At 62.2% G+C, this 23,537-nt stretch carries 29 protein-coding genes and 1 other RNA gene; 15 read left to right on the top strand and 15 right to left on the bottom strand.

The window, feature by feature from the left end:
- Positions 1–16: 16 nt before the first annotated feature.
- Together ACR0EF_RS01770 and ACR0EF_RS01775 are read right to left on the bottom strand one after the other, a co-directional pair.
- Positions 17–931 (bottom strand): 5-bromo-4-chloroindolyl phosphate hydrolysis family protein, encoded by a 915-nt coding sequence (locus ACR0EF_RS01770; protein WP_170369536.1) that lies wholly within the window; start codon positions 929–931, stop codon positions 17–19.
- Between the two features lie 177 nt (positions 932–1,108).
- The gene (locus tag ACR0EF_RS01775) at positions 1,109–1,987 is read right to left on the bottom strand and encodes a pseudouridine synthase (RefSeq protein ID WP_170369534.1); all 879 of its coding nucleotides are present in this window, start codon (positions 1,985–1,987) and stop codon (positions 1,109–1,111) included.
- Here ACR0EF_RS01775 and ACR0EF_RS01780 point away from each other — a divergent pair.
- Positions 1,986–2,456: a nucleoside deaminase gene (locus ACR0EF_RS01780; protein WP_170371622.1), complete on the top strand. Its 471-nt coding sequence runs from the start codon at positions 1,986–1,988 to the stop codon at positions 2,454–2,456. The genes ACR0EF_RS01775 and ACR0EF_RS01780 overlap by 2 nt on opposite strands.
- A gap of 7 nt (positions 2,457–2,463) precedes the next feature.
- Here the strand turns inward: ACR0EF_RS01780 and ACR0EF_RS01785 are convergent, their stop codons facing one another.
- Positions 2,464–3,642: a M24 family metallopeptidase gene (locus tag ACR0EF_RS01785; protein WP_170369530.1), complete on the bottom strand. Its 1,179-nt coding sequence runs from the start codon at positions 3,640–3,642 to the stop codon at positions 2,464–2,466.
- Positions 3,639–4,331: a metal-dependent hydrolase gene (locus ACR0EF_RS01790; RefSeq protein WP_170369528.1), complete on the bottom strand. Its 693-nt coding sequence runs from the start codon at positions 4,329–4,331 to the stop codon at positions 3,639–3,641. The genes ACR0EF_RS01785 and ACR0EF_RS01790 overlap by 4 nt, the downstream gene beginning before the upstream one ends.
- A gap of 57 nt (positions 4,332–4,388) precedes the next feature.
- Here ACR0EF_RS01790 and ACR0EF_RS01795 point away from each other — a divergent pair, with 57 nt between their 5' ends.
- Complete coding sequence (locus tag ACR0EF_RS01795; protein WP_170369526.1) at positions 4,389–5,075, top strand: ceramidase domain-containing protein; 687 nt, start codon at positions 4,389–4,391, stop codon at positions 5,073–5,075.
- Here the strand turns inward: ACR0EF_RS01795 and ACR0EF_RS01800 are convergent.
- The 3 genes from ACR0EF_RS01800 to ACR0EF_RS01810 form a co-directional block, all read right to left on the bottom strand.
- Positions 5,035–5,793, bottom strand: coding sequence for a class I SAM-dependent methyltransferase (locus tag ACR0EF_RS01800; protein ID WP_170369524.1), 759 nt, complete (start codon positions 5,791–5,793; stop codon positions 5,035–5,037). The two genes, ACR0EF_RS01795 and ACR0EF_RS01800, sit on opposite strands and share 41 nt — an antisense overlap.
- Positions 5,794–5,799: 6 nt before the next feature.
- Positions 5,800–6,363 (bottom strand): DUF4202 domain-containing protein, encoded by a 564-nt coding sequence (locus tag ACR0EF_RS01805; RefSeq protein WP_170369522.1) that lies wholly within the window; start codon positions 6,361–6,363, stop codon positions 5,800–5,802.
- 202 nt (positions 6,364–6,565) lie between these two features.
- Positions 6,566–6,727 (bottom strand): hypothetical protein, encoded by a 162-nt coding sequence (locus ACR0EF_RS01810; RefSeq protein WP_170371620.1) that lies wholly within the window; start codon positions 6,725–6,727, stop codon positions 6,566–6,568.
- Between the two features lie 227 nt (positions 6,728–6,954).
- Here ACR0EF_RS01810 and gatC point away from each other — a divergent pair, with 227 nt between their 5' ends.
- From gatC to rnpB, 5 genes are all read left to right on the top strand, one after another.
- A complete protein-coding gene (gene gatC / locus ACR0EF_RS01815) occupies positions 6,955–7,242 on the top strand; it encodes an Asp-tRNA(Asn)/Glu-tRNA(Gln) amidotransferase subunit GatC (protein ID WP_005981734.1) in 288 nt (95 codons plus the stop codon).
- Between the two features lie 3 nt (positions 7,243–7,245).
- Positions 7,246–8,733: an Asp-tRNA(Asn)/Glu-tRNA(Gln) amidotransferase subunit GatA gene (gene gatA, locus ACR0EF_RS01820; RefSeq protein WP_170371618.1), complete on the top strand. Its 1,488-nt coding sequence runs from the start codon at positions 7,246–7,248 to the stop codon at positions 8,731–8,733.
- 40 nt (positions 8,734–8,773) lie between these two features.
- Complete coding sequence (locus tag ACR0EF_RS01825) at positions 8,774–9,472, top strand: hypothetical protein (RefSeq protein WP_093964748.1); 699 nt, start codon at positions 8,774–8,776, stop codon at positions 9,470–9,472.
- Positions 9,411–10,178: an N-acetylmuramoyl-L-alanine amidase gene (locus tag ACR0EF_RS01830; protein ID WP_170371617.1), complete on the top strand. Its 768-nt coding sequence runs from the start codon at positions 9,411–9,413 to the stop codon at positions 10,176–10,178. Before ACR0EF_RS01825 ends, ACR0EF_RS01830 begins: the two co-directional genes overlap by 62 nt.
- A gap of 12 nt (positions 10,179–10,190) precedes the next feature.
- Positions 10,191–10,606: RNase P RNA component class A (rnpB, locus tag ACR0EF_RS01835), an RNA gene on the top strand.
- Positions 10,607–10,613: 7 nt separating this feature from the next.
- On the opposite strand, the gene ACR0EF_RS01840 is transcribed toward rnpB, so the two are convergent.
- The 3 genes from ACR0EF_RS01840 to ACR0EF_RS01850 form a co-directional block, all read right to left on the bottom strand.
- Entirely contained in the window at positions 10,614–10,946 is a 333-nt protein-coding gene (locus ACR0EF_RS01840; RefSeq protein WP_170340147.1) for a GYD domain-containing protein, read from the bottom strand.
- Positions 10,947–11,023: 77 nt separating this feature from the next.
- The gene (locus ACR0EF_RS01845) at positions 11,024–11,884 is read right to left on the bottom strand and encodes a DUF2182 domain-containing protein (protein WP_170371616.1); all 861 of its coding nucleotides are present in this window, start codon (positions 11,882–11,884) and stop codon (positions 11,024–11,026) included.
- Positions 11,865–12,500, bottom strand: coding sequence for a DUF1326 domain-containing protein (locus ACR0EF_RS01850; RefSeq protein ID WP_170371614.1), 636 nt, complete (start codon positions 12,498–12,500; stop codon positions 11,865–11,867). The genes ACR0EF_RS01845 and ACR0EF_RS01850 overlap by 20 nt, the downstream gene beginning before the upstream one ends.
- A 292-nt stretch (positions 12,501–12,792) precedes the next feature.
- Here ACR0EF_RS01850 and rpmG point away from each other — a divergent pair, with 292 nt between their 5' ends.
- Entirely contained in the window at positions 12,793–12,960 is a 168-nt protein-coding gene (rpmG, locus tag ACR0EF_RS01855; RefSeq protein ID WP_007799108.1) for a 50S ribosomal protein L33, read from the top strand.
- A 219-nt stretch (positions 12,961–13,179) separates the two neighbouring features.
- Positions 13,180–13,686, top strand: a complete 507-nt coding sequence (locus ACR0EF_RS01860) for a lipoprotein (RefSeq protein ID WP_170340151.1) — start codon at positions 13,180–13,182, stop codon at positions 13,684–13,686.
- Positions 13,687–13,825: 139 nt separating this feature from the next.
- Here ACR0EF_RS01860 and ACR0EF_RS01865 read toward each other — a convergent pair whose 3' ends face one another.
- Together ACR0EF_RS01865 and ACR0EF_RS01870 are read right to left on the bottom strand one after the other, a co-directional pair.
- A complete protein-coding gene (locus ACR0EF_RS01865; protein ID WP_170340154.1) occupies positions 13,826–14,563 on the bottom strand; it encodes a Bax inhibitor-1/YccA family protein in 738 nt (245 codons plus the stop codon).
- A gap of 173 nt (positions 14,564–14,736) precedes the next feature.
- Positions 14,737–14,952: a DUF1127 domain-containing protein gene (locus ACR0EF_RS01870; RefSeq protein WP_170371612.1), complete on the bottom strand. Its 216-nt coding sequence runs from the start codon at positions 14,950–14,952 to the stop codon at positions 14,737–14,739.
- A gap of 127 nt (positions 14,953–15,079) precedes the next feature.
- On the opposite strand from ACR0EF_RS01870, the gene ACR0EF_RS01875 reads away from it, so the two are divergent.
- Positions 15,080–15,961, top strand: coding sequence for a LysR family transcriptional regulator (locus tag ACR0EF_RS01875; RefSeq protein WP_093965049.1), 882 nt, complete (start codon positions 15,080–15,082; stop codon positions 15,959–15,961).
- A gap of 5 nt (positions 15,962–15,966) precedes the next feature.
- On the opposite strand, the gene ACR0EF_RS01880 is transcribed toward ACR0EF_RS01875, so the two are convergent.
- Entirely contained in the window at positions 15,967–16,923 is a 957-nt protein-coding gene (locus ACR0EF_RS01880) for an NADPH:quinone oxidoreductase family protein (RefSeq protein WP_170371610.1), read from the bottom strand.
- A gap of 301 nt (positions 16,924–17,224) precedes the next feature.
- Here ACR0EF_RS01880 and ACR0EF_RS01885 point away from each other — a divergent pair, with 301 nt between their 5' ends.
- From ACR0EF_RS01885 to ACR0EF_RS01895, 3 genes are all read left to right on the top strand, one after another.
- A complete protein-coding gene (locus ACR0EF_RS01885) occupies positions 17,225–17,596 on the top strand; it encodes a helix-turn-helix domain-containing protein (RefSeq protein ID WP_093964756.1) in 372 nt (123 codons plus the stop codon).
- Between the two features lie 44 nt (positions 17,597–17,640).
- Complete coding sequence (hisN, locus tag ACR0EF_RS01890) at positions 17,641–18,432, top strand: histidinol-phosphatase (RefSeq protein WP_170369508.1); 792 nt, start codon at positions 17,641–17,643, stop codon at positions 18,430–18,432.
- 113 nt (positions 18,433–18,545) lie between these two features.
- Positions 18,546–19,880 carry an 8-oxoguanine deaminase gene (locus ACR0EF_RS01895; protein ID WP_170369506.1) on the top strand — a complete coding sequence of 445 codons (1,335 nt, stop codon included), beginning with the start codon at positions 18,546–18,548 and terminating at the stop codon, positions 19,878–19,880.
- Between the two features lie 7 nt (positions 19,881–19,887).
- Here ACR0EF_RS01895 and guaD read toward each other — a convergent pair whose 3' ends face one another.
- Positions 19,888–21,177 (bottom strand): guanine deaminase, encoded by a 1,290-nt coding sequence (gene guaD / locus ACR0EF_RS01900; protein WP_170357217.1) that lies wholly within the window; start codon positions 21,175–21,177, stop codon positions 19,888–19,890.
- 138 nt (positions 21,178–21,315) lie between these two features.
- On the opposite strand from guaD, the gene mgtE reads away from it, so the two are divergent.
- Positions 21,316–22,710: a magnesium transporter gene (gene mgtE / locus ACR0EF_RS01905; protein WP_170357218.1), complete on the top strand. Its 1,395-nt coding sequence runs from the start codon at positions 21,316–21,318 to the stop codon at positions 22,708–22,710.
- Complete coding sequence (locus tag ACR0EF_RS01910) at positions 22,707–23,264, top strand: 5-formyltetrahydrofolate cyclo-ligase (RefSeq protein WP_170340768.1); 558 nt, start codon at positions 22,707–22,709, stop codon at positions 23,262–23,264. Before mgtE ends, ACR0EF_RS01910 begins: the two co-directional genes overlap by 4 nt.
- A gap of 3 nt (positions 23,265–23,267) precedes the next feature.
- Here ACR0EF_RS01910 and ACR0EF_RS01915 read toward each other — a convergent pair whose 3' ends face one another.
- Complete coding sequence (locus ACR0EF_RS01915; protein WP_217354725.1) at positions 23,268–23,498, bottom strand: putative hemolysin; 231 nt, start codon at positions 23,496–23,498, stop codon at positions 23,268–23,270.
- Positions 23,499–23,537 lie beyond the last annotated feature (39 nt).

The following is a 23,537-nucleotide window of genomic DNA, read 5'->3' on the forward strand; positions in this document are numbered from 1 at the left end:
TTCTTGGTTTGGCCGGTCAGTCGAGCCGGACGCCTTCGCGCTGCAGTCGTTCACGCAGCACGTCGATTTCGACCGTCAGATCACTGCGGTCATCCAATAGCATCTTTCGGGTGCGGGCCGAGAAATTCTGCTCGAGGTCGTCCAGCAGCGCCGAGTAATCGGACAGAGCCTGCGGGTCGCGGGTGCGCGCATAGACATCGGCAAATTTGATCGTCGCATCGCGGGCGCCTTGCAGATAGACGGTCAGGTATTTGCGGGCACCGGCCAGATCGCGCGGGTCCTCCTCGACCGTGCGGAACAGATCGCGAGCGGTGGTCTGAAACCGCTCGACCCGAGCTTCGATCCTGCGGTCGCCGGCCCGTTTGATGGCATCCGTCATCTGGTTCAGATGCGCTTCGGCATCTTCGACCACGCGGGCGACCCGGTCCTGTTGATAGGTGTCCACACCCTCCATGCCTTTGCTTTTCATCGGGTCGAGCCCGAAGGCGACGGAATGCAGGGCCGTGGCCACGCCGCCGAACAAGACCGGCGCCAGGAGGCTGACCTGGCTGGCGGCCTCGGCATCCAGATAGTCGTTGCGATAAGCGGCCAGACCCACCCCCAGCCCGGTCAACACCGACGAGAAGATCTTGCGGGGAAAGGCTGGGCGGCGCGCGGTGCGGCGTGCGTTGTAGGCATCCTCGGCTTTCAGCCCTTCGCGCAGCAGAAAGGCTGCAGCGGTCAGAATGCCGGCCGCGACCAATCCCAGAGTCATCCCGATCGCGCCGTCGTTGAGCGACAGAAAGACCAGCGGGATCGCCGGAACGAACATCACATTGGCGCGGGCGCCGACCGGGTTCACTCGGGCACCATCGTATTGCCCGCGCGGGGCGGGCGCGTCGGTGTCGGATTGGCCGTCGGGGCTGAACTTTCCGCCGTATCGCTTGGCCATGGCGTCAGAGCCCCCCAAGCCAACCGGTGCAGACGCCGAACAACAGCACCAGCAGGGCCGCGTAGGCCATTTTTTGCACTCCGGTCCCGGACATGACGTCCTCCAACTGCGGTTGTCCCCTTGAAAACCTAGGGGATCAAGGGGCTTGGCGCTAGGGGGAAGGTTCGATAACCCGCGTCAATTGCGTGATTTCTTGCCGACCGGCCTGCGGGATCTTTGAGGGCGGCTTGGGCGTTTCGCAGCAGCCGCTGGTTGGGTTTCGGGTTCCAGGCCCAGCTGGTCGCGTAGAACGCGGCGGCGGATTTCCTCGACCTCGCCGGGTTTGAGGTTGCCCAGCTGGAACGGTCCGTAGGACACGCGCAACAGCCGGTTCACGGTAAAGCCGATGTCTTCGATCGCGCGGCGGATTTCCCGGTTCTTGCCCTCGCGCAGTCCGATCGTCAGCCATGCATTCGCGCCTTGCTGGCGGTCCAGCGTCACGGTCATGGGCTGAAACTTTTCGCCTTCGATCACAAGACCTTGGCGCAGGGGGGCGAAATCCTCGTCCTTGGGGCGGCCGTTGATCCGCACCCGGTATTTGCGCAGCCAGCCGGTCGAAGGCAGTTCAAGCTTGCGCTTGATGGCCCCGTCATTGGTCAGCAGCAGCAGGCCCTCGGAATTCAGGTCCAATCGGCCGACGCTCATGACGCGGGGCATGTCCTCGGGCAGGTTGTCGAAGATTGTGGGGCGGCCCTTTTCGTCGCGGTTCGTGGTCACAAGGCCGGTTGGCTTGTGATACAGCCAAAGACGCGCGGGCTCGGGCTCGGCCACGGGCTTGCCGTCGACGGTGATCCTGTCGCTGGGCGTGACGTTCAGCGCCGGGCTGTCGATGGTCTTGCCGTTCACGGTCACGCGGCCCGCTTCGATCATGCGTTCGGCCTCGCGGCGCGAGGCGATGCCGGCGCGGGCCAGCACTTTGGCGATCCGGTCGCCGGGAGGAGGGGTGTTGCTCATGCCTTGCGCATAGCGCATCGGCGCGGCTTGCGAAAGGTGGGTTTCTGGGGCAGTCAGGGGCATGGTCTTCAGAACGCATATGGACAAGGCGCTGGAAGAGGCGCGCGCGGCGGGTGATCGGGGCGAGGTTCCGGTGGGCGCGGTGATCGTGTCGCCCGATGGGCGGATCATCGCGGCGGACGGCAACCGTACGCGCGAGTTGCATGACCCGACCGCGCATGCCGAGATACTGGCGCTGCGCGCCGCCTGCCGGGCTGTCGGGTCCGAGCGGCTGACGGGGCATGATCTGTATGTCACGCTGGAGCCCTGTGCGATGTGCGCCGCGGCGCTGGCGGCGGCGCGGATCCGGCGGATCTACTATGGGGCCGCCGATCCGAAGTCGGGCGGCGTGGCGCATGGGGCGCGGGTGTTCTCGCACCCTCAGGCCCATCACAGGCCGGACGTCTATGACGGCATCGCGGCCGAGGACTGCGCCCGGTTGTTGCGCGATTTCTTTGCCGCGCAGCGCGGTGGCGGCGGGTCCAAAGGCTGAGGCGCGCTCAGGCCGGTTTCACGACCAGTTCGCGGGGGATGTCTGCCAAGGGTTGCCCGCCCGTCGGCGTGACGACGAAGGTTTCGGTGATGGCCAGCCCCCAATCCGGGGTCCACAGACCCGGCATCAGGTGAAAGGTCATGTTGTCCTGCAGAACGGTGCTGTCGCCGGGACGCAGGCTCATGGTGCGCTCGCCCCAATCGGGCGGATAGCTCAGGCCCACCGGATAGCCCGTGCGATTGCCTTTGACATAGCCGGCCCGGGCAAAGCTGTCATAGACGCAGGCGGCGATCTCTTCGCAGGTGGCGCCGGGGCGGGCGGCGGCCAGCGTGTTCTCGAGCGCGGTGAGAATCGCGGTTTCCGCGCGCCGGATATCGGCAGGCGGGTCGCCCAGAAACAGGCTGCGGCTGGCCGGGCAGTGATAGCGGCGGTGGCAGCCCGAGATTTCGAAATAGGTCGCCTCGCCCGGTGTCAGCGGACGGTCGTTCCAGGTGATGTGCGAGGCCGAGGCCTCGGCCCCCGAGGGCGCGATGGGCGCGATCGCGGGATAGTCGCCCGCAAGACCCGGAAGCCCGGCGATGCCCGCCGCCTGAACCTCGGCCACGAGCACGTTCTTGGGAACCCCGGCGCGAAACCCGTCGCGTAGCACCTCGTGCATATGCGCGGTCAGTTGCCCGGCCTTGCGCATCAAGGCAATCTCGGCCTCGCTTTTGACGGCGCGCTGCCAGTTCACCAACCCGGTCGCGTCGACCAGCGCATCGCGGCCGAACGCGGTCTCAAGGATCCGGTGGCTGGCGGCCGAGTAGTAATAATTGTCCATCTCGACACCCAGATGGGTCGTCCAGCCGCGCGTGCGCAGCAGCGATGCCAGCGACTCGACCGGGTGATGGTCGGGGTGCTGCACATGTTCTTCGGGCCAGTCGTGCAGGTCGGTGGGGTCCAGCCAGGTGGTTTGCGCCGCGCCGGGCTTGTCCTGCGTCCGGCCCCACCACAAGGGCGCGCCGTCGCGCGGGACGATCACCACCTGCGGGACGTAGAAGCTCCAGCCGTCATAGCCCGTCAGCCAGGCCATGTTCGACGGGTCCGCAACCAGCAGGGTCTCGACACCTCGCTGGGCCATCGCGGACCGGGTCTTGGCCAGCCGCGCCGCGTATTCTTCCGCCGAGAAGACCAGCGCGGGTGTCAAAGCTCGATCTCCTGCAGGACCTCGGGTTCGATGACGGTCACGCCCGGCAGCCCATCCGCCAGGTCCTTGGCGGATTGTTCCAGGATCGGAAAAGTCCGGTAGTGGCAGGGGATCACCGTCTTGAAGTCAAAATACCGCCGGGCGGCATAGGCGGCGGCTTTCATATCCATCGTGAAATAACCGCCCGCCGACAGGATTCCGATATCGGGTTTGTAATAGTCGCCGATCCACTCCATGTCGGCCATGATCGTGGTGTCGCCCGAGACATAGACCGTGTGACCATCGGCCGACAGGATGAACCCCACCTCGGACCCACCGGCGCGAGGGCCATCGGGTGTGGCGAAGGTCGAGCTGTGCGAGGCCGGCACCATGTCGACCTTGACCCCGTTCAGATCGACCCGGCCGCCCTTGTTGAAGCCGATGGTCTCAATCCCTTCGGCCTCGGCCCAATGGGCCATGACGTCGTATTGGCCCGTCACGGGAATGTTCAGGCGCTTTGCCAGCGGCAGAACGTCGGCGACGTGGTCGAAATGCGCGTGGGTCAACAGGATATGCGTGGCGCCTTGGACGGCCGCGTCGTGCTGATCCTCGGGCAGCATCGGATTGCCGCTCAGCCAGGGGTCGATCAGCAGGACCTGTCCCGCTGCGTGAATTCGGAAGCTGCCATGCCCCAACCAGATGATTTTCATGAAAGACCCTCCTGAAACCGGTTCAGGGTCAGCCTAGCATCGGCTATGTAAAAATCCATGGACTGGATGCGAGAAATCGACGGCTATTGCGAGCGCCTGTCGCCGGACTATTGGGCCGAACCCGTAAACGCCGCGACCAACGCAGCCTTTCTGCTGACGGCATGGGTGATGTGGCGGCGGGTGCAGGGACAGGGTCTGCCCTTGGCCAACCTGCTGGTCGCCATTCTGGCGGTGATCGGCATTGGCAGCTATCTGTTCCACACCCATGCGCAGGTCTGGGCCGCTTTGGCGGATACGACGCCGATTTTGCTGTTCATCCTGGTCTATATCTTCGCGGTGAACCGGGACATCTGGCGGCTATCCACGCCGAAGGCGGCGGGGCTGACGGCCTTGTTCATTCCCTATGCGGCGCTGACCATTCCGGTGTTTCAACTGGTTCCCGGGCTGGGCGGGTCGGCCGCGTATGCTCCGGTGCCGTTGCTGATCCTGATCTACGCCTATCTTTTGCGCGCGTGCAGGCCGCAAGTGGCCCGGGGTCTGGCGGTCGGGGCTGTGATCCTGATCGCGTCGATCACCTTCCGTGCGCTCGATGCTCCGCTTTGCGCCCGCATCCCGATGGGGACGCACTTCATGTGGCACATCCTGAACGCCACTATGCTGGGCTGGATGATCGAGGTTTACCGCCGGGCCATGATGGATGCGCTCAGTCCGGCAGACGCCGCGCCAGATAAAACCCATAGCTGACATAGTCGGAATAGGTTTCATACAAAGCGATCTCGGCCTGTTCGGCATCGACAATGGCTTTGGCCTGCTCGGAATTGCCATGCCTGTGAAGGAAGGCAGGGAAGCTGCGTTGAAGGGGGAGGTAGTAGTTCTCCATCCAGCAGTCGGTGCCCAGCGGGAAATAGCCGACTGGTTCATAGCCAGCGGTCTCGATCTGGCGGATCTTCTCTCCGGCGGTTGCAACTTCGGGATAGGCCTCATCCCAGTGCCTTGTCAGCGGTTCGGGGCGTCGATCGGTCAGCCAGGTCAGCTCGGACACTGCCAGGACCCCGCCGGGTCTCAGGAACCGACGCCAGGCTTTCAAACCGTTCTCGAACCCCATGTTGTAGATCGCGCCTTCCGACCAGATCACGTCAAGGCTGGCATCGTCGAAGGGCAGGTTCTCCATTGACGCCTCAAGGGTGTGAATGCGGGCCGCCAGACCCAAGCCCTGCGCACGCCTGTTTAACTCGGCCAGAAACTCCGGCAGGAAATCCACTGCCGTCACCGATGCGCCCAGATGGCGCGCAAGGCAGAAGGCCGCCGCGCCGGTTCCGCAGCCAATATCGGCGATCTTCAGTCCGGGATCGGCTTGTACGCCCGCCAGCGTCAGCGCCAGTTGCGTTGCCGCGTCGCTGCCGGGGCCTTGCCGGTCGTTGGGCAGGTGCAGGTCGATCAACAGCTGCATGTCATCAGTCATGACCCGTCAATCCTTGAAGGCGCTGGCCAAGTCTTCGGGTAGGTCGAACTCGTCCAGCACGCGTCGGCGCGCCTCGGCCGACATCTTGCGGGCGGTCTTTTCGACGATGCGCTGGATCTTTTCGTCCGAGTGTTTCGTGGCGAAGGGCGCAAAATACCATTTCAGAAAGACAAAGCAGATCACGTCCTCCAGCGCCTGAACGTCGTCGTCGCGCTTGATGCCCTGTTTGCGCAACATGCGACGGGCGGCGTCGATCTCGGCTTGATCGTACCCGGCCTCGGACATCAGCTCGGCCACGACCTGCGCGTGATGCTCGGCCTGGGCCTTGCGCCAGGCCAGATAGCCCGCGCGCCCTTCAGGGTAGGCCGAGCGGGCCAGCTTCCAGCGCTCGACATGCTGGCCGCGGGCGGCGATCTGCAATGGCTCGGAGGCGTCGGGGAACAGCCGGTCCAACTCGGCGCTCATCCGTTCGCCATAAAGCAGCGCGGCGGGGCGACCGTCTTCCTGGGTGGGATCGGCCGAATTGGCCGTATCAATTGCATCCAGAACCTTCTGCTTGCGCTCTGTCATGGCATCTCCTGCTTTGGCAACGGCACCTCGGGACATTCGGTCATGCTGACCTGAAACTCTTGTGTGAATGAACGATAGAGCACCGTGCTTCAACAAAAAAAACGCCGACCCATTCAGGGCCGGCGGTGCCACGAAGGCAGGTGCAGGATCGGGGCGGAAAAAGGGGGGAGAACCGGCCCGATCCAACAGGGAAGCGGTAGGGTTAGTTGCGGAGCGAAGATTTCTCCTGGCTCACCTGATCCGAGGGGTGCTGATCGGGGAAGGTCAGCATCGGTGTCAGGTCGCCCATGGGAACCCCCAGCGCGAGCGCCGGCGCGGCAGCGGTTGTCAGAACAACGGACACAGTAATCAACATGCGTTTCATGATTATTCTCCGGACTGAACTGTTTCGTTCAGTACATAAAGTAACTTTTTGCGTCGGCTTCAATCGTCAAAGTGAACTAATCCGTTTACTTTTTTGCATAGCGGGTATTCAAAATTGTTTGGCTTGGCGGCAACCGCGTGGGCTTTGGACAAATCGCTGTGGCTCAGTGGTCTTGCGACTGCTGCATCAGACGGGTAAATGCCCCTGTAACGCATATGAGGTTTCCCATGTCGATTGACCAAAGCACCGCCGCCAAGGTGGCCAAACTGGCCCGGATCAAGGTCGAGGATGACGCGTTGCCCGCGCTGGCCTCGGAATTCAATACGATCCTGGGGTTCATCGAACAGCTGAACGAAGTTGACGTCGAAGGGGTCGAGCCGATGGTCTCGGTGACGCCGATGCGGCTGAAGCGGCGCGAGGACGTGGTGACCGACGGGAACATGCAGGACAAGATCCTGTCCAACGCCCCCGACGCGCGCGAGGGCTTTTTCGCGGTTCCCAAGGTGGTGGAGTAAGACATGTCCGATCTGAACAAACTGAGCCTTGCCGAGGCCCGCGACGCCCTGCGCGATGGAGATGTGACCTCGGTCGAGCTGACCGAGGCCTGCCTGAAGGCGATCGACGCAGCCGATGCGCTCAATGCCTTCGTGCACAAGACCCCGGAAGTCGCGCTGGAGCGTGCGAAGGCCGCAGACGAGCGGATCAAGGCGGGCGACGCGCCTGCCATGTGTGGCCTGCCGATCGGCATCAAGGATCTGTTCTGCACCAAGGGCGTGCCCTCGCAGGCTGCGTCCAAGATTCTGGACGGGTTCAAGCCCGAATACGAATCCACCGTCTCGCAGCAACTGGCCGACGCGGGCGCGGTGATGCTGGGCAAGCTGAACATGGACGAGTTTGCCATGGGTTCGTCCAACGAAACCTCGGTTTATGGCAATGCGGTGAACCCTTGGCGGCGCGGCAATGATGACGCGCAGCTGACCCCGGGCGGTTCCTCGGGTGGTTCGGCGTCTGCCGTCGCAGCCGATCTGTGCCTGGCAGCGACCGGAACCGACACCGGTGGCTCGATCCGGCAGCCCGCCGCCTTTACCGGAATCACCGGCATCAAGCCGACCTATGGCCGTTGCTCGCGCTGGGGCATCGTAGCCTTTGCGTCCTCGCTGGATCAGGCCGGGCCGATGACCAAGAACGTGCGCGACGCGGCCATCATGCTCGAGGCGATGTGCGGGCACGATCCGAAGGACTCGACCAGCGCCGAGCTGGCTGTTCCGAATTTTGAGGCCATGCTGACCGGCGACATCAAGGGCAAGAAAATCGGCATTCCAAAGGAATACCGGATGGATGGCATGCCCGCCGAGATCGAAAAGCTCTGGGCCGATGGGGCCGAAATGCTGCGTGATGCGGGGGCCGAGATCGTCGACATCTCGCTGCCGCACACCAAATACGCGCTGCCCGCCTATTACGTGATCGCGCCGGCCGAGGCGTCGTCGAACCTGGCGCGCTATGACGGCGTGCGCTATGGCCGCCGTGCGCAGCTGGCGCAGGGCGACGGCATCACCGAGATGTATGAAAAGACCCGCGCCGAAGGTTTTGGCCACGAGGTGCAGCGCCGCGTCATGGTCGGCACATACGTTCTGTCGGCCGGTTTCTATGACGCCTATTACAACCGCGCGCGCAAGGTGCGGACCCTGATCAAGAAAGACTTCGAGGATGTCTTTGCCGCAGGCGTCGATGCGATCCTGACACCGGCGACACCTTCGGCGGCGTTCGGTCTGGGCGAAATGACCGAGGCTGACCCGGTGCAGATGTATCTGAACGACGTGTTCACCGTGACCGTCAACCTCGCGGGTCTTCCGGGTATCTCGGTTCCCGCCGGTCTTGACGGGCAGGGCTTGCCGCTGGGGCTGCAGCTGATCGGTCGTCCGTGGGAAGAAGGTGACCTTCTGAATACCGCCTACGCGCTTGAGAATGCCGCCGGGTTTGTGGCCAAGGCGGGCAAATGGTGGTAACCCTCAGGCAGCGGTAACAACGCGAGGACGGAGCAGTTCCATGCGCAAAATGCTTCTCATTCCGGCCTTCGGGTTCGTCGCGGCTTGCGATACCGTGGCACCAGTCACGGACTCCGGCTTCAATACGCCGCAGTATCAGGCCGAACGCGAGGCGCAGCTGGCCGGGCAGGGCGCAGCAGGCAACCCGCTGCTGCCGCCGCCGGCCATTTCGCAGGAGCAGTTGAATGCCGAAGCCGGTCCCGCCCCCTTCACGACGGGCGACAGCGCCACGGACATTGCCAACCAGACCGCGGCGGCATTGGCGAGCACATCGGCTCAGCCGACTGCACCGGTGGCCGTAAGCTCAAACGGCATTTCGAACGAGCAGGATTTCGCAGCGGTTTCAAGCAGCCGCAGCATCCAGGATGATGCCGCGCTGATTCAGCAGAACCGTCAGACATACGAGGTTGTCGCGCCGACGGCGGTTCCTCAGCGCGGGTCGGACGGACAGCCCAATATCGTCCAATATGCTCTGACTACGACCAATCCAGTTGGAACACAGCTCTACAGCCGAGCCGGGTTCAATTTGCAGGCCAAGGCACAACGCAACTGCGCAGGCTACGCATCGCCCGACCAGGCCCAGATCGATTTCCTGGCCAATGGTGGCCCCCAGCGAGACCGCAAGGGCCTGGACCCGGATGGCGACGGATTTGCCTGCGGCTGGGACCCCAGCCCGTTCCGCAGTGCTGTCGGCAACTGAACTCTCGCCGATCTGGCACCCATCCCCCAATTTCGGCCCCCGCCGGGATGGGTTGAAGCCGTCGCTGGTGGTGCTTCACTACACCGCGATGAACAGCGCTCAAGCCGCGCTCGAGCGTTTGTGCGACCCGGCCACCGAGGTATCAGCCCACTATCTGATCGGCTGCGACGGAACGCTCTGGCAGATGGTCCGTGAGGAAGATCGCGCCTGGCACGCCGGTGCAGGTGCGTGGCGGGGGGTCAGCGACATCAATTCCCGCTCCATCGGGATCGAACTCGACAATCGCGGCGATCAACCTTTCTCCGAACCGCAGATGGCGGTATTGGAAAACCTGCTGTCACATCTGCAAGAGCGGTTGGGGATCAAGCCCTGGAACGTTATCGCCCATTCGGACATGGCCCCCGAGCGAAAGTTTGATCCTGGTCCCAAGTTTGATTGGGATCGTCTCGCGCACCAGAAATTGGCAGCGGGGCCAGCCGTTCTGAAGGGTATATGCCTTGATGAAATGCCGCCAGACAAGGAATACTTTGCGTTGGTTGCGATGAGGGCCGGGTATCCCAAATCCCCTACCGCTGATCTGCTGAAAGCGTTCAGAAGCCGGTTTGCCCCATGGCGGCGCGGGCCCCTGTCCAAGAAGGACATGGGCGACATCGAACGACTGGCTGGTTTGATGGAACACCTTGACGGTATTCGGGTGGACGTTTAACCCGGCAACCGCGCGGAGGGCCGGATGGCCGCTGGGGCTCAGGCCCGAGAGGAAAGTCCGGACTCCACAAGGCAACGGTGCCGGGTAACGCCCGGGCGGGGAGACCCGACGGAAAGCGCCACAGAAAACAGACCGCCATAACGGATCGGAGGTTCGCCTCTGGCACATCATGGCAAGGGTGAAACGGTGGAGTAAGAGCCCACCGCGCCGCTGGCAACAGCGGCGGCACGGCAAGCCCCACCGGGAGCAATGCCGAATAGGGTCCCCGCGCGGGCCGGTCGGCGTCAGCCGATACCGCCGCTAGGCTCGCCTTGGCCGAGAGGGACCGGGTTGGCAGCTCGAGCCGCGCAGCAATGCTCGGCCTAGAGGAATGGTCATCGAAGGGGGCAACCCCGGAACAGGATCCGGCTTACAGGCCCTCCGCGCGTATTTTCTTCATCCTCCGGGCGGCGTGTAGGCCGCGACCAGTTTCGCGGCTTTCTCGGTGATGGCAACAAATTCGTCGGCCGACCAGGCCCGAACCGTCTCGACCCGCGAAACCGCCCCCGAAGCCGCAACGGCCATACCAACGGCCACGGCATCCGTTCCGTCCGGAGCTTCGCTGATGACCACCACGTCATTGCTTCCGGTCGTCACGTAGAACGCCAGCAGTTTGCCGCCAACCTTCTCCAGCAGCGCCGCCACCGGCCCGGTGCGGTTTTCCGGTTTCTTCAGCATCCCTTTGACACCGGCGTTGGAATAAGAGGCATAGGTGATGAAGACAGGCATGACGATCTCCTCGTGAACGAAATGTGCAGAGCGCTCCAATTGGCCGGCTCCTTGGCCCGGAAGACAGGCTTGCCGCATCAAACCAATGCGGTGATCGACACCCAGGCTCCCAATCCGATCAAAACGACACCAACGACCGGCGTCAGCCATCCCGCCCGGGGCAACAGCTTCTCCAAAGCGACGTAGACGGCGATTGCGACGATCCACCAAAGGTTCATGATGCCGCCGACGAACAGCAGCGCCATCAAGGCCCAGCAGCAGCCCAAGCAGTAGGCTCCGTGCAGGGCGCCGCATCGAAACGCACCCCAATGCCCGGGCCGGTTGTGGCGGGTCAGAAAGGCAGCCGGGCTCTGACAGTGGAGGAGGCACGCGGACTTCAACCCGCTGAACTGATACATCCCGGCAGCACAGAGAACGATGCCCGCCAGGATTCCGGACCGGATGGTCATCATCGGGCCATCCATCGCTCCGATCTGTTGCAGGCCCCATTGCAGTCCGGTTGCCCCAAGGCTGAACACGGCCCAGGCAAAAAGATACCCCGACAGAAAGGCCAATCCGAAGCTGGCGCTGCGCTGCCTGTCGGGTCCAACCCGTTTCAACGCCACAAACAATAGGGCAGTCGGGGCCGCGCTGGGCGTCATCATTGCGACCATCATCACCCACCACATGGCAAAGACCAATGCGGCGTACCAAAGCGTCCAGACGGCACCGGCCCCCATCGGCATGGGCTGGCCAATTGGACCGGCCATCCGAGTCATCTCGACGGCCGACATCTGCATCCCGACACCGGCGACCGTGTACCAGACCGCACCCGAAACGATCAGAAGGACACTTCCAGCGACGATCAGACGTTCTTTTCGCAGTACTCGCTCGAGGCTGATCGTTCGGGCAGGGCGGGCCTGTTCCGACGCGTCTGCACTATGGCCCGACAACGCCATGACCTGAGATATTTAAATGCGCCAGATGGGCATGTGAGGACTCGAAGGTCAGGTCTATGGCTGAACCGCTTGTCCTGGCCGTTCCCGAGGCGACCTCGGCGTGGCGGTATTCGAATCCATGCGGCAACTGGATCGACGCGCGATGCGGTTGGCCCGAGACGATTTGTGCGATCGGCTTGACGTCCACATCGAACACGTTCTTGACCTTCGCGTAGCCGGTCCGGTCTTCGCGGCTCCAGTTCACGTCGATTTCAGCAAACAGTGTCTCATGCTTGGTCGGCGCCATGGCGCTGTAGACATACCACATGGTGGCCATTTCATCGGTGTCCTCACCGGACATGATGGCCTGCAGGGCGGCCCGCTGATCGGCGTCCGCCCGTTCGTCGATGATCAGTTGCATCTGCCCGTTGCCCTCGTGAATCGGGCCTGGCCAGTGGTAGACACCCGCAGCCCGCAGGCCGGAAAGATCCGTGTCCCCGTAGTGGCCGCTTGTGATGTCAAAGACGACCACGGCCTCGCAATTCCCGTGACTGGGCAGGCTGCTGAACTGGCAGGGGCAACCGAAATCACAGTTGCAATTGGCCAGAGTCTCGCCCTGAAGTTTCCATTCTGTCATGATTTCCCCCAAGCAGACGTACAAGAAAACTCTGCTGACAGAGGGTCTTGCCCGGTTTCGCTGCCTCACGCCGCACAACCTTGGACCGCGGCGTTCTGGGATGCTGTGACGCGATCATATCACGAAACCGTGATCTGTCCAAACCGGGCGCTGATCCACTGTGTGTCGGATACTGTGATTTGTGTTGAAACACCGCCGATTCCGGTTGACTCGGGCGCGCGACCGGGTAAAAGCGCACGCTCATAGGAATTCAACCGAAAGGCCCCTGCCTTTCCGGACGCAGGAGATAACCATGGCGAAGCCGACGACAATCAAGATCCGTCTGAACTCGACCGCGGGCACGGGCCACTTCTACGTGACCAAAAAGAACGCTCGCACCATGACCGAGAAAATGACCGTTCGTAAGTACGACCCGGTCGTTCGGAAGCATGTCGAGTACAAGGAAGGCAAGATCAAGTAATCTGCCTTTTTTCGACGCGAAAGCTTAGGGGGTTCTGCTTCGGCAGGACCCTTTTTCGTTGTTTTGACCGTGTCGTGTAGCCCTGACGCCGCCCGATCCGGCCGTTTCGGGCCGTTGCAGAGGCGCATCAGGCCGGCAGGTATTCTGATTGGTGTTGGCTTGCTTTTTTGCCCCGCCTGCCAGTACGGTTCAGCAAACCGCCACAAAATGTTGAGCGCCATGAAAAAAATCTTGTTGCCCGCAATCGCCATTCTGACACTTTCGGCCTGTGAGGACCCGTTCAACCGCCAAGGCGTCGGGTTCACCGGCATTGATGGCGAACCAAGAACCGTTTCGGACGTCAAAGGCGCCGTTGCCTTTGTTCCGCCTGCGACGAACGTCCCGGCTGAGTTGGCTGAATTGCCGACCATTCAGGCCAGCACTGACAAGACAGAATTCGACAAGGTCGCGGGCGTTGCCATCGACAATGGCGGACGGTCCGACACCACGGCCGTACAGTTGACCGGCAGCAGCAGCACCATGTTCCTGAGCACGGTGAGCGTGAACGGAACCCTGTTCGGCGTGTTGCGCACCGAAAACAACAGCACCAAGGTGGACAACTCGGTTGGGGCCGCGTTCGGCAGCCAGACCGAGCGCTTTACCGGCTGTCTGCCTGCGGGCGACGTATACCGCAAGGGCGGGTCGTCGCGCAGCTCGGGTTTCGCGGTTCCGCTGAACTGCAGCTGATCGGATCCGTTGCGATTACAATGATGTAAGGCCCTTGCCATTTGGCTGGGGCCTTTTTCTTTGGGCTGGCTTTGCTGACGCCGGAACAAAAAAGGGCGGGCCTTTCGGGCCCGCCCTTTGATTTGGTGTTCCGGCAGTCTTACTCGCGATTGCCGAGCAGCTGCAGCAGGAACATGAACATGTTGATAAAGTCCAGGTACAGGTTCAGCGCACCCATGATGGCGGCTTTGCCCAGCCACTCCTGATCGCCCGCATGGGCCATCTGGATGTAGGTGGTCTTGATCTTCTGGGTGTCATAGGCGGTGAGGCCCGCAAAGATCAGAACGCCCAGGATCGAGACGGCGAACATGATGGCCGGCGATTGCAGGAACAGGTTGATGACCATGGCCACGATCAGGCCGATCACACCCATCATCAGGAACGTGCCCATACCGGACAGGTCCTTCTTGGTGACGTAACCGTACAGCGACAGACCGGCGAAGGCGATGGAGGTCACCAGAAAGACTTGGGCGATCGAAATGCCGGTGAAGGCCACGAAGATCCAGCTGAGCGACAGGCCCATCACCGCCGCGAAGGCGTAGAAGAACAGTTGGGCGCCAGCTGCGCTGAGGCGGTTGATGGCCGCGCCGAAGGCAAACACCATGATCAGCGGGGCGAACATGACGATCCAGCCCAGGATGTTCGGGCTGAGGGTCACCGGATCGCGGAATACCGACAGCAGCTGCGGGCTGGTGCCGACGGCCCATGCAACCGCAAAGGTGATCAGCATGCCCACGGACATCGTGCCGTAGACCTTGTTCATGTGGGCGCGCAGGCCCTCGTCAATCTCGGCAGCGCGCGCGCCAGTCGCCGTCCGGATCGTATCGAATTGTGCCATAGAGGTCTCCCTTGAATTCAGCTTTCAGCCCCCGGTTGCGGGGCGATTTCCCTGCAAATATCGGAGAGTGTAGCGCATGTTTCAAGGGTTTTGGGGCCAAAACTCAGCAATATGGTCAACAATTTCAGCGCCGCTTTGGAAGGTGGCGCTGAAATCCGTTGCAGGCTGCGCATTCAGGGCCGCTTGCGCCAGGTTTCGGGCGCGTCCCAGAACGGGCGGGATGCTTCGGTCAGGGCCTCTGATCGGGTGATCCCGATGTCTTGCAGGGCGCGGTCATCCAGCCGGGCCAGCTCCCGCCGTTGATGAGCGGCCGCAAGCATACGCTGAAACCAATTGCCCGTTCTGATCGATTCCGAGGCACAGGGTCGGTGTGCTGCAATTTGGGTCATTACTTATGTCCTTTCATCGGTCGTTGATGCAAAGCTGTTTTCGCATCAACTTCCTTGAACTATATGGCGGGTTGTGGCATATTTTAAAAATGAATGTTTTTGAATTCATCCATAAGGATTGTTGATGATGCGGAACTTGGATATCACCACCCTGCGCTCATTCGTGGCGGTCGCGGACCACGGGGGCGTAACGCGCGCCGCGGGTTTCCTGCATCTGACACAGTCGGCTGTGTCCATGCAGCTGAAACGTCTGGAAGAGCTGTTGGGCCTGGAATTGCTGGACCGGTCTGGGCGCACCATCGCGTTGACGGCCTCTGGCGAACAGCTGTTGGCATATGCCCGACGAATGGTGGCGTTGAATGACGAGGTCATCTCGAAGCTGACCGATCAGGCCTTTGAAGGCGAGGTGGTGCTCGGGGTGCCGCACGATATCGTCTACCCGGCTATTCCACGGGTTCTGCAGCGGTTCAATGCCGACTTCCCGCGCGTGCGCGTGCAGTTGGTTTCATCCTATTCAATCCAGTTGAAAGAGATGTTTCGGCGTGGCGAATGCGATGTCATTCTGACGACTGAGGCTGCGAACTCGGATGGCGGGGAAACCATTGCAGAGCTACCCCTGCGCTGGATCGGCGCGTCAGGAGGCTCGGCTTGGCGGCGGCGGCCGCTTCCTTTGGCGCTGGGTCGGCGCTGCCTTTTCCGACCTCAGGTCATTGCCGCCTTGGATGCAGCAGGCATTCCATGGGAGCTGTCGGTCGAAACCGAGAACGACCGCACGATCGAGGCAACCGTCAGCGCGGACCTCGCCGTTCACGCCATGCTGGAGGGCACCGAGGCGGCACATCTGGAGAAGATCGATTCAGGTGGGGTTCTGCCCGAATTGCCGGCGCACATGATCAACCTTTACGGAGGCGATCAGGGGCGCGGCGAAGTGGTGGAGGCCCTCGCCGCGCTGGTGCGGCAGAACTTCCACATGCTTGGCGGGACACCGCTGCGCGCCGTGGTGGGCTGATCCGGTCAGATCGTGATGACGACTTTCCCGGTCGACTTTCGTTCCTTGAGCAGAGCCATGCCCTGCGCCACTTCGGACAACGGCAGGGTATGGCTGATATGGGGCCGGATGCGTCCCTCGGCATGCCAGGCGAAGAGGGTCTCAAAGCTGGTGCGAACGACCTCGGGCCGGAACCTCAGATAGCCACCGATGTAGAACCCGATCACGGTCAGGTTCTTCACCAGCAAGTGATTGGCCGGTATCTGCGGGACTTCGCCGCCGGCAAAACCTATCGGCAGCAGGCGGCCTTCGGGATTGGTCGCCCGGAAGGCAGCCTTGAATACATCGCCACCGATGGCGTCATAGACAACGTCTGCGCCGCCCAATGCCAGCACGCGCTCGCGCAGATCTTCGTCCGCGTCGATCAGGTGATCGGCCCCGGCCGCGCGGGCGACCGCCAGTTTATCGGCGCCCCGGGCCTGTGCGATCACCGTCGCGCCCATAAGCTTGCCAATCTCGACCGCCGTCAGCCCGACCCCGCCGGCGGCACCGGTCACCAAGAGGGTCTCGCCCGTCTGCAGCCGCGCCCGATGGTCCAGCGCCATATGGCTGGTTCCGTAGGCGATCTGGATGGCCGCCGCGTCTTCAAAGCTGCACGACTGGGGGATGAGTACGGCTCGGTCGGCGTCAAAAACCCCGTATTGCGCCAATCCACCCTGGCCTGAGTAAACCGCGACCCGGTCTCCGGGTTTCAGATGGCTGACCCCTGCGCCGATCGCGTCTACGACCCCCGCAACCTCAAGCCCCAATGTGAAAGGGGCCGCTGGCGTATCCTGGTACGTGCCCTTCTGCATCAGAAGATCGGCAAAGTTCAGCCCGCAGGCGCGAATGGCCACGCGGATCTGGCCTTCGGCGGGTGCGGGAACGGGTAACTCGTGCAATTTGGCCTGCTCTCCGGCGGACTGGATCTGGTAGGCCAGCATCTCAAATCTCCATGTTGGTGCCATTGATCGGGGCCGCCCCTGACTTGTCAATCATTCCGGAAGGGAATGGCCGGGGCGTCTTTGTCGCACAGGCCAAATCGTGCACAACCGTAAACCTTCCTTCAGGCGCGCAGATTCAACCATCTTGAAAATTTTCCAAAAAGCGGCAATATTGCTTGTCAGTGCTGTTTCGGGGGGCACGTTCCGTATTAGAGAGTTCTTTACAAGCGTCTCGCTAGTGTGCGGTCATGGTTCAGTTAGCGTTTTCCCGGGCGGTTGTGTGTAACAGAGGAGAATACCAATGACCCATCACGTCGATGTCCATGTGGGCAAGCGCGTACGGCATCGCCGCTGGTTGATTGGCATGACGCAGCAGCAGCTGGCACAGCAGGTCGGTATCAAGTTCCAGCAGATCCAGAAATACGAAACCGGGGCCAACCGCATCAGCGCATCACGCCTGTGGGACATTGCCGAAGCTCTGGACGTTCCGGTCAGCTTTTTCTTTGAAGGTCTGGAGGACGCCCAGAAGGAAGACTCGGGCAAAAAATCGGTTCCTGCTGATCTGATGGGCGACAAGGAAGCGTTGGATCTGGTTCGGTCCTACTACGCGATCCCGGAAAACCAGCGCCGGCGCCTGTTTGAGCTTGCGCGCGTTCTCAGCGACGTGGCCTGAGACCGGGGCTTGACTTCGCGCAGGGCTGAGCGCACCAGTTGCGCATGACCAAAGCCTCTGCAAGTGACCTTGAAGTTGCCGAGAAAATGGCCGACGCGGCGCGTGCGGCCATTTTGCCGTATTTTCGCCAGTCGAACCTTGAAACCTCAAACAAGCTACAAGGCGGGTATGACCCGGTGACTGTGGCCGATCGCGCAGCCGAGCAGGCCATGCGATCCGTTCTGGCCGAGCTGCGCCCCGACGACGGCATCTTGGGCGAGGAGTACGGTGCGGTCGAAGGCAAATCGGGGCGAACCTGGGTGTTGGACCCCATCGACGGCACCCGCGGTTTCGTCAGCGGCACACCGACATGGGGCGTTCTGATCGCGCTAGGCGACGATAGCGGGCCGATCATGGGGGTGATTGACCAACCCTATATCGGCGAACGGTTTGTGGGTCTTGCAGACGGTGCGTTCATGACCGGTCCTCTGGGCAGAACCAGCTTGGCGACCCGCCGGACGGACGCCTTGCGGGACGCAATCCTGTTCACGACATTCCCCGAAGTCGGCACGACCGCCGAAGGAGACGCCTTTCGCGCCGTGGCCGGACAGGTGCAACTGACGCGCTACGGCATGGATTGCTACGCATACGCGCTGCTGGCGGCCGGGCAGGTCGACCTGGTGATCGAGGCTGGACTGAACGCGTATGACATTCAGGCCCCGATCGCGGTGATCGAGGCGGCTGGCGGCGTCGTGACCGACTGGCAGGGCGGGCCGGCACATCAGGGGGGGCGGGCACTGGCGGCTGCGAACCCTGAGATCCACGCCGCGGCCCTCGAGATTCTGCGCGACTTCTGACGACGGTTGCCGCTGCGGCCGCGATTGATTAGGGTCTATGCGCCGGTTCTTGCGCCCGTTTTCCACCGGCACACGCATTTCTGGCATGAGGCGGGCAGATGCAGGAGTGCGAGATGCCCGAAACCCTTCTTAGAAACGCCGATGCGATCCTGACCATGGACGACAACCGGCAAGAACTGGCCGGCGCCGATTTGCTGATCCGTGACGGGCAGATTGCCCGCATCGGCCAAGGTTTGACGACCGACGGAGAGGTGCATGACCTCGGCGGCTGTGTCGTGACGCCGGGATTGGTCAATACCCACCACCATCTCTACCAGACACTGACCCGAGCTGTTCCCGCGGGCCAGGATGCGCTGCTGTTTGGCTGGCTGCAGACGCTCTATCCGATCTGGGCGCGGTTCGGTCCTGACGAAATGTTCACTTCGGCTCAGATCGGTCTGGCCGAGTTGGCCTTGTCGGGCTGCACGCTCAGTTCCGACCATCTGTATCTGTATCCGAATGGGTCACGCTTGGATGACACGATCGCGGCCGCTGCGGAGGTGGGGCTGCGGTTCCATCCGACCCGCGGCGCGATGAGCATCGGCGAAAGCAACGGCGGTCTGCCGCCCGATGCTTTGGTCGAGGCCGAGGCCGACATCCTGAATGACATGATCCGAGTGGTCGACGCGTTCCATGACCCGTCCGAAGGCTCAATGTGCAGGGTTGGACTTGCGCCCTGTTCGCCCTTCTCGGTCAGTCGGGATCTGATGCGCGACGCCGCACTGCTGGCACGGGACAAAGGGGTCATGCTGCACACCCATCTGGCGGAAAACGACGAGGATATCCTGTATTCCGAATCCCAGTTCGGCTGTCGACCCGGCCAGTATGCCGAGGAACTTGGCTGGACCGGCCCCGATGTCTGGCACGCCCATTGCGTGAAGCTGGACGGGGCAGAGATCGACCTGTTCTCTCGGTCACGCACCGGGGTTGCGCACTGTCCCTGCTCGAATTGCCGTCTGGGCTCGGGGATCGCGCCGGTGCGCGCGATGCGTGACAACGGGGTCAGGGTTGGCTTGGGCGTTGACGGTTCCGCAAGCAACGACAGCGGCAACCTGATGGCCGAGGCGCGGCAGGCGATGCTTCTGCAACGCGTGGCGAACGGTGCCGATGCCATGTCCGCGCGCGAAGCTCTGGAAATTGCGACGCGGGGTGGGGCGGACGTGCTGAACCGGCCGGACTGCGGCCGCCTGATGCCGGGCAAACGCGCGGATATCGCTGTTTGGGACACAAGGGGTGTGGAGTGCGCGGGCAGTTGGGACCCGGCTGCTCTGCTGCTGGCAGGTCCGGTGCACGTCAAACACCTGTTTGTCGAGGGGCGACAGGTCGTCCGGGACGGCAACATTGCTACATTTGACCTGCCGCGCGCGATCGAACGGCAGAACAGGTTGGCCCTCGCCTTGCAGGGCTGATCTGCCTTCAGGTCGAAACGCGCCGTCCGCCGATCCACACATCGGCGATGGCGCGGTCGTCGCCCATCATGATTGTCGGGAACACCGCCTCCCAAAGGGACTCGGCATTGGCTTCTCGCTGGGCAATCGCGGGGGTCGAGGCGAGGTCGAGCACGATCAGGTCCGCCTCCATTCCAGGGGCGATATTGCCGATGCGGTCGTCCATCCGCAGCGACCGGGCCGATCCTGCGGTGCCCAGCCACAGTAGTTGCGCCGGGTGCAGCGGATGTCCGCGCAATTGGCCGATTTCATAGGCGGCCGCCATGGTCCGCAACATGGAAAAGCTGGACCCGCCGCCGGTGTCGGTTGCCAGGCCGATACGATGGCCATCCCGCATCAACCCGTGCATATCAAACAGACCCGAACCGATGAAAGTGTTCGAGGTGGGGCAATGGATCAGCGAGGCATCGACCTCACGCAGGCGGTCTCGCTCGCGCGGTTCCAGATGGATCACGTGACCATAGAGGCCGTTCGCGCCGAGCAGTCCGAATTTTTCATAGGTGTCCAAGTAGTCGCGCGCCTCGGGGAACAGCGACCGAACCCATTCGATTTCGTCCGTCTGCTCGCTGAGATGCGTCTGCATGAGGCAATCTGGGTGTTCTGCCCACAGCGCACCCATCGCCTCAAGTTGTTCGGGGGTCGAGGTCGGGGAAAACCGCGGCGTGATCGCATAGGAAATCCGGTCGACACCTTGCCATTTTCCGATCAGAGCCTTCGACTGGTCATAGGCTGTTTGGGCCGTATCCCGAAGACCTTCGGGCGCGTTGCGGTCCATGCAGGTCTTCCCGGCCACGACACGCTGACCGCGCTGCTGGGCGGCCGTGAAAAAGGCATCGACGCTTTCGGGATGAATGGTGCAGAAACTGCACATGGTCGTGGTGCCGTGTGCGGCGGTCAGGTCAAGATATCGGTTCGAAATCTCGGCAGCGTAGTCTGCATCACCGAACTTCATCTCTTCTGGAAAAGTGTAGGTGTTCAGCCAATCAATCAGCCGTTTGCCCCAACTCGCGATCATCGCCGTCTGGGGGTAGTGGACATGGGGGTCGATGAAACCAGCCAGGATCAGGTTTTCGCCATGGTGATGAATGGCCGCCTCGGGGTGCGCGGTTTGCAAATCAGCGGTACTTCCCAACTCCCGGATTTTCCCGCCCTCGATCAGAACGGCTTCGTGCAGCCGGACCGCCTGATCCGGTTGCGTTTCGAAGGGGGAGTGTTCGAAACTCAGTACGCGCCCTGTCAGAAGCGTCTTTTGCGCCATCCGCCGTGATCTCCGCCTTGGTGAATCCGGCTTGCAGCATAGGCATGTGAAAGATGCGGGTAAATCGCACCATTGTCATTGTTTTCCGGTAGCAGCTTCTTCTATTTAGGGGCCAATTCCCAGAACAAGGGGCAGCGCATGACGACCGGCACCGAAGACAACAGAACCGACCCCTCCCGCGATGATGACGTCTATGCGCTGGACCGGCGAACGGTGGCCGCAATCCTTTACGCCGTGGATGTCGAGGATCGCGAGAAGCTGATCGAGCTGATGGAGCCGCTGCACGCGGCCGATATTGCCGACCTTCTGGAACAGATCAACCCCTACGACCGGGCGCGGCTGATCCGCCTGTATGACCGGGAATTCGACGGGGACATTCTGTCTGAACTGGACGAATCCGTCCGCGAAGAGGTCATTGGAGTTCTGCGGCCCGACGTTCTGGCCGAGGCCGTACGAGAGATGGAAAGCGACGATGTCGTGGACCTTCTGGAGGATCTGGAGGAGCCGCAGCAGGAAGCGGTGCTGGAGGCCCTTGAGGCCTCGGAACGGATCGCGGCCCTGCAGGCGCTGGCCTATCCCGAGAACTCGGCAGGCCGACTGATGCAGCGCGAAGTGGTTATGGCTCCCGATCATTGGACGGTGGGGCAGGCAATCGACTACATGCGCTCGCAGGACGATCTGCCCGAGCAGTTTTATCACGTTGTTCTGGTCGATCCGCGGCTGAAGCCGGTGGCGCAAGTCATGTTGGGCAAGTTGATGGCCGCGCGGCGCGATACCAAGTTGCAGGACATCGCCGAGGACGAGTTCCACATCATCCCGGTCGATCAGGATGAAGAAGACGTTGCCTATGCTTTCAACCAATACCACCTGATTTCCGCGCCGGTGGTGGACAGTGACAAACGGCTGGTCGGGGTCATCACGATTGACGACGCGATGGCCGTTCTGGATGAAGAAATCGAGGAAGACATGCTGCGACTGGCAGGTGTCAGTGATGACAGCTCGATTTCAGACAGTGTTGCAGCAACCAGTCGTCGTCGTTTGCCCTGGCTGACGGTCAACCTGTGTACCGCCATTTGTGCCTCGCTGGTGATTTCACAGTTCGAGGCGGCAATCGAGCAGATCGTGGCGCTGGCAATTCTGATGCCTATCGTTGCCTCGATGGGTGGCAACGCCGGAACACAGTCGCTGACCGTTGCCGTGCGTGCGTTGGCGACCCGCGACCTGACGGGTTCGAACGTGGCGCGAGTCATCCGCCGAGAATTGCTGGTGGGCATGTTGAACGGGCTGTGTTTCGCCATCGTTCTGGGGACGGTGGGGATGATGTGGTTTGAATCCCCGCTGCTGGGTGTCGTGATCGGTTCCGCCTTGGTCGTGAACATGATCATCGCCGGGTTCGCGGGTACGGTAGTACCGGTGGTGCTGGATCGCCTGGGTGTAGACCCGGCATTGGCCTCGGGAACCTTCGTTACGACGACGACGGATGTGATGGGGTTCTTCATCTTTCTAGGGCTTGCAAGCGTGGTGCTGCTGTGACCGATCTGACTGAAATCAAGGCCGCGGCGCGCAAGGCTGCCTTTGCCCGGCGCAAAGCGGCCTTCGACGCGGGGCCGCCGGCCGCCGCGGGCCGCCTGTCCGAGGTGCTGGCCGGATTTCGTGGGGTTCCGCTGACTGGCTACATGCCGATCCGCACCGAAATCGACCCTCTGCCCGCGATGGCCGAGGCCGCAGCCTATGGTCCCGTGGGTGTTCCGGTCATCCAAGGCGCCGGACGGCCTCTGCGGTTTTCGCGCTGGACACCCGAAGGGCCGCTGAAAGATGGTCCATTTGGCGCCAAGGTGCCCGAGACGGACGACTATTTTGACCCTGAAATCCTGATCGTGCCCCTTGTGGCATTCGATCCGCAAGGCGGGCGATTGGGCTATGGGGGCGGGTTTTATGACCGCACGCTTGAAGGGCTGCGCGCCAAACGTCCCACATTGGCCATCGGTTTCGCCTTCGACGCGCAAGAGGCCGAAGCCTTGCCGCTGGAACCGACGGACCAGCCGCTGGACATGATCGTTACCGAGACCAGGGTCCTGACGTTTTAGCCGTCAGTTCTCAAAGTGGCTCCGCAGATAGTCCCAGGCATCAACCTCGGTTCCATCCTCAAGGATGCACACGCCGTATTCCGATCCATCGGTGTTTTTGCGGATCTGATATTCGCCGCCGTTTTCGATGCAGAAGGTCGCGGCCGGATTTGCCATTGTGGTCTTGGTCGTCGCGTGAGCAAAGCCGCCCGATATAGCGAGAGAGACAGTTGCGGTCAGGACTATGCGTTTCATCGAAATCTCCGAGGGAAAAAACCGGTTGCGCCAGAATTG

The sequence above is a fragment of the Ruegeria sp. CG8 genome, from assembly GCF_056537165.1.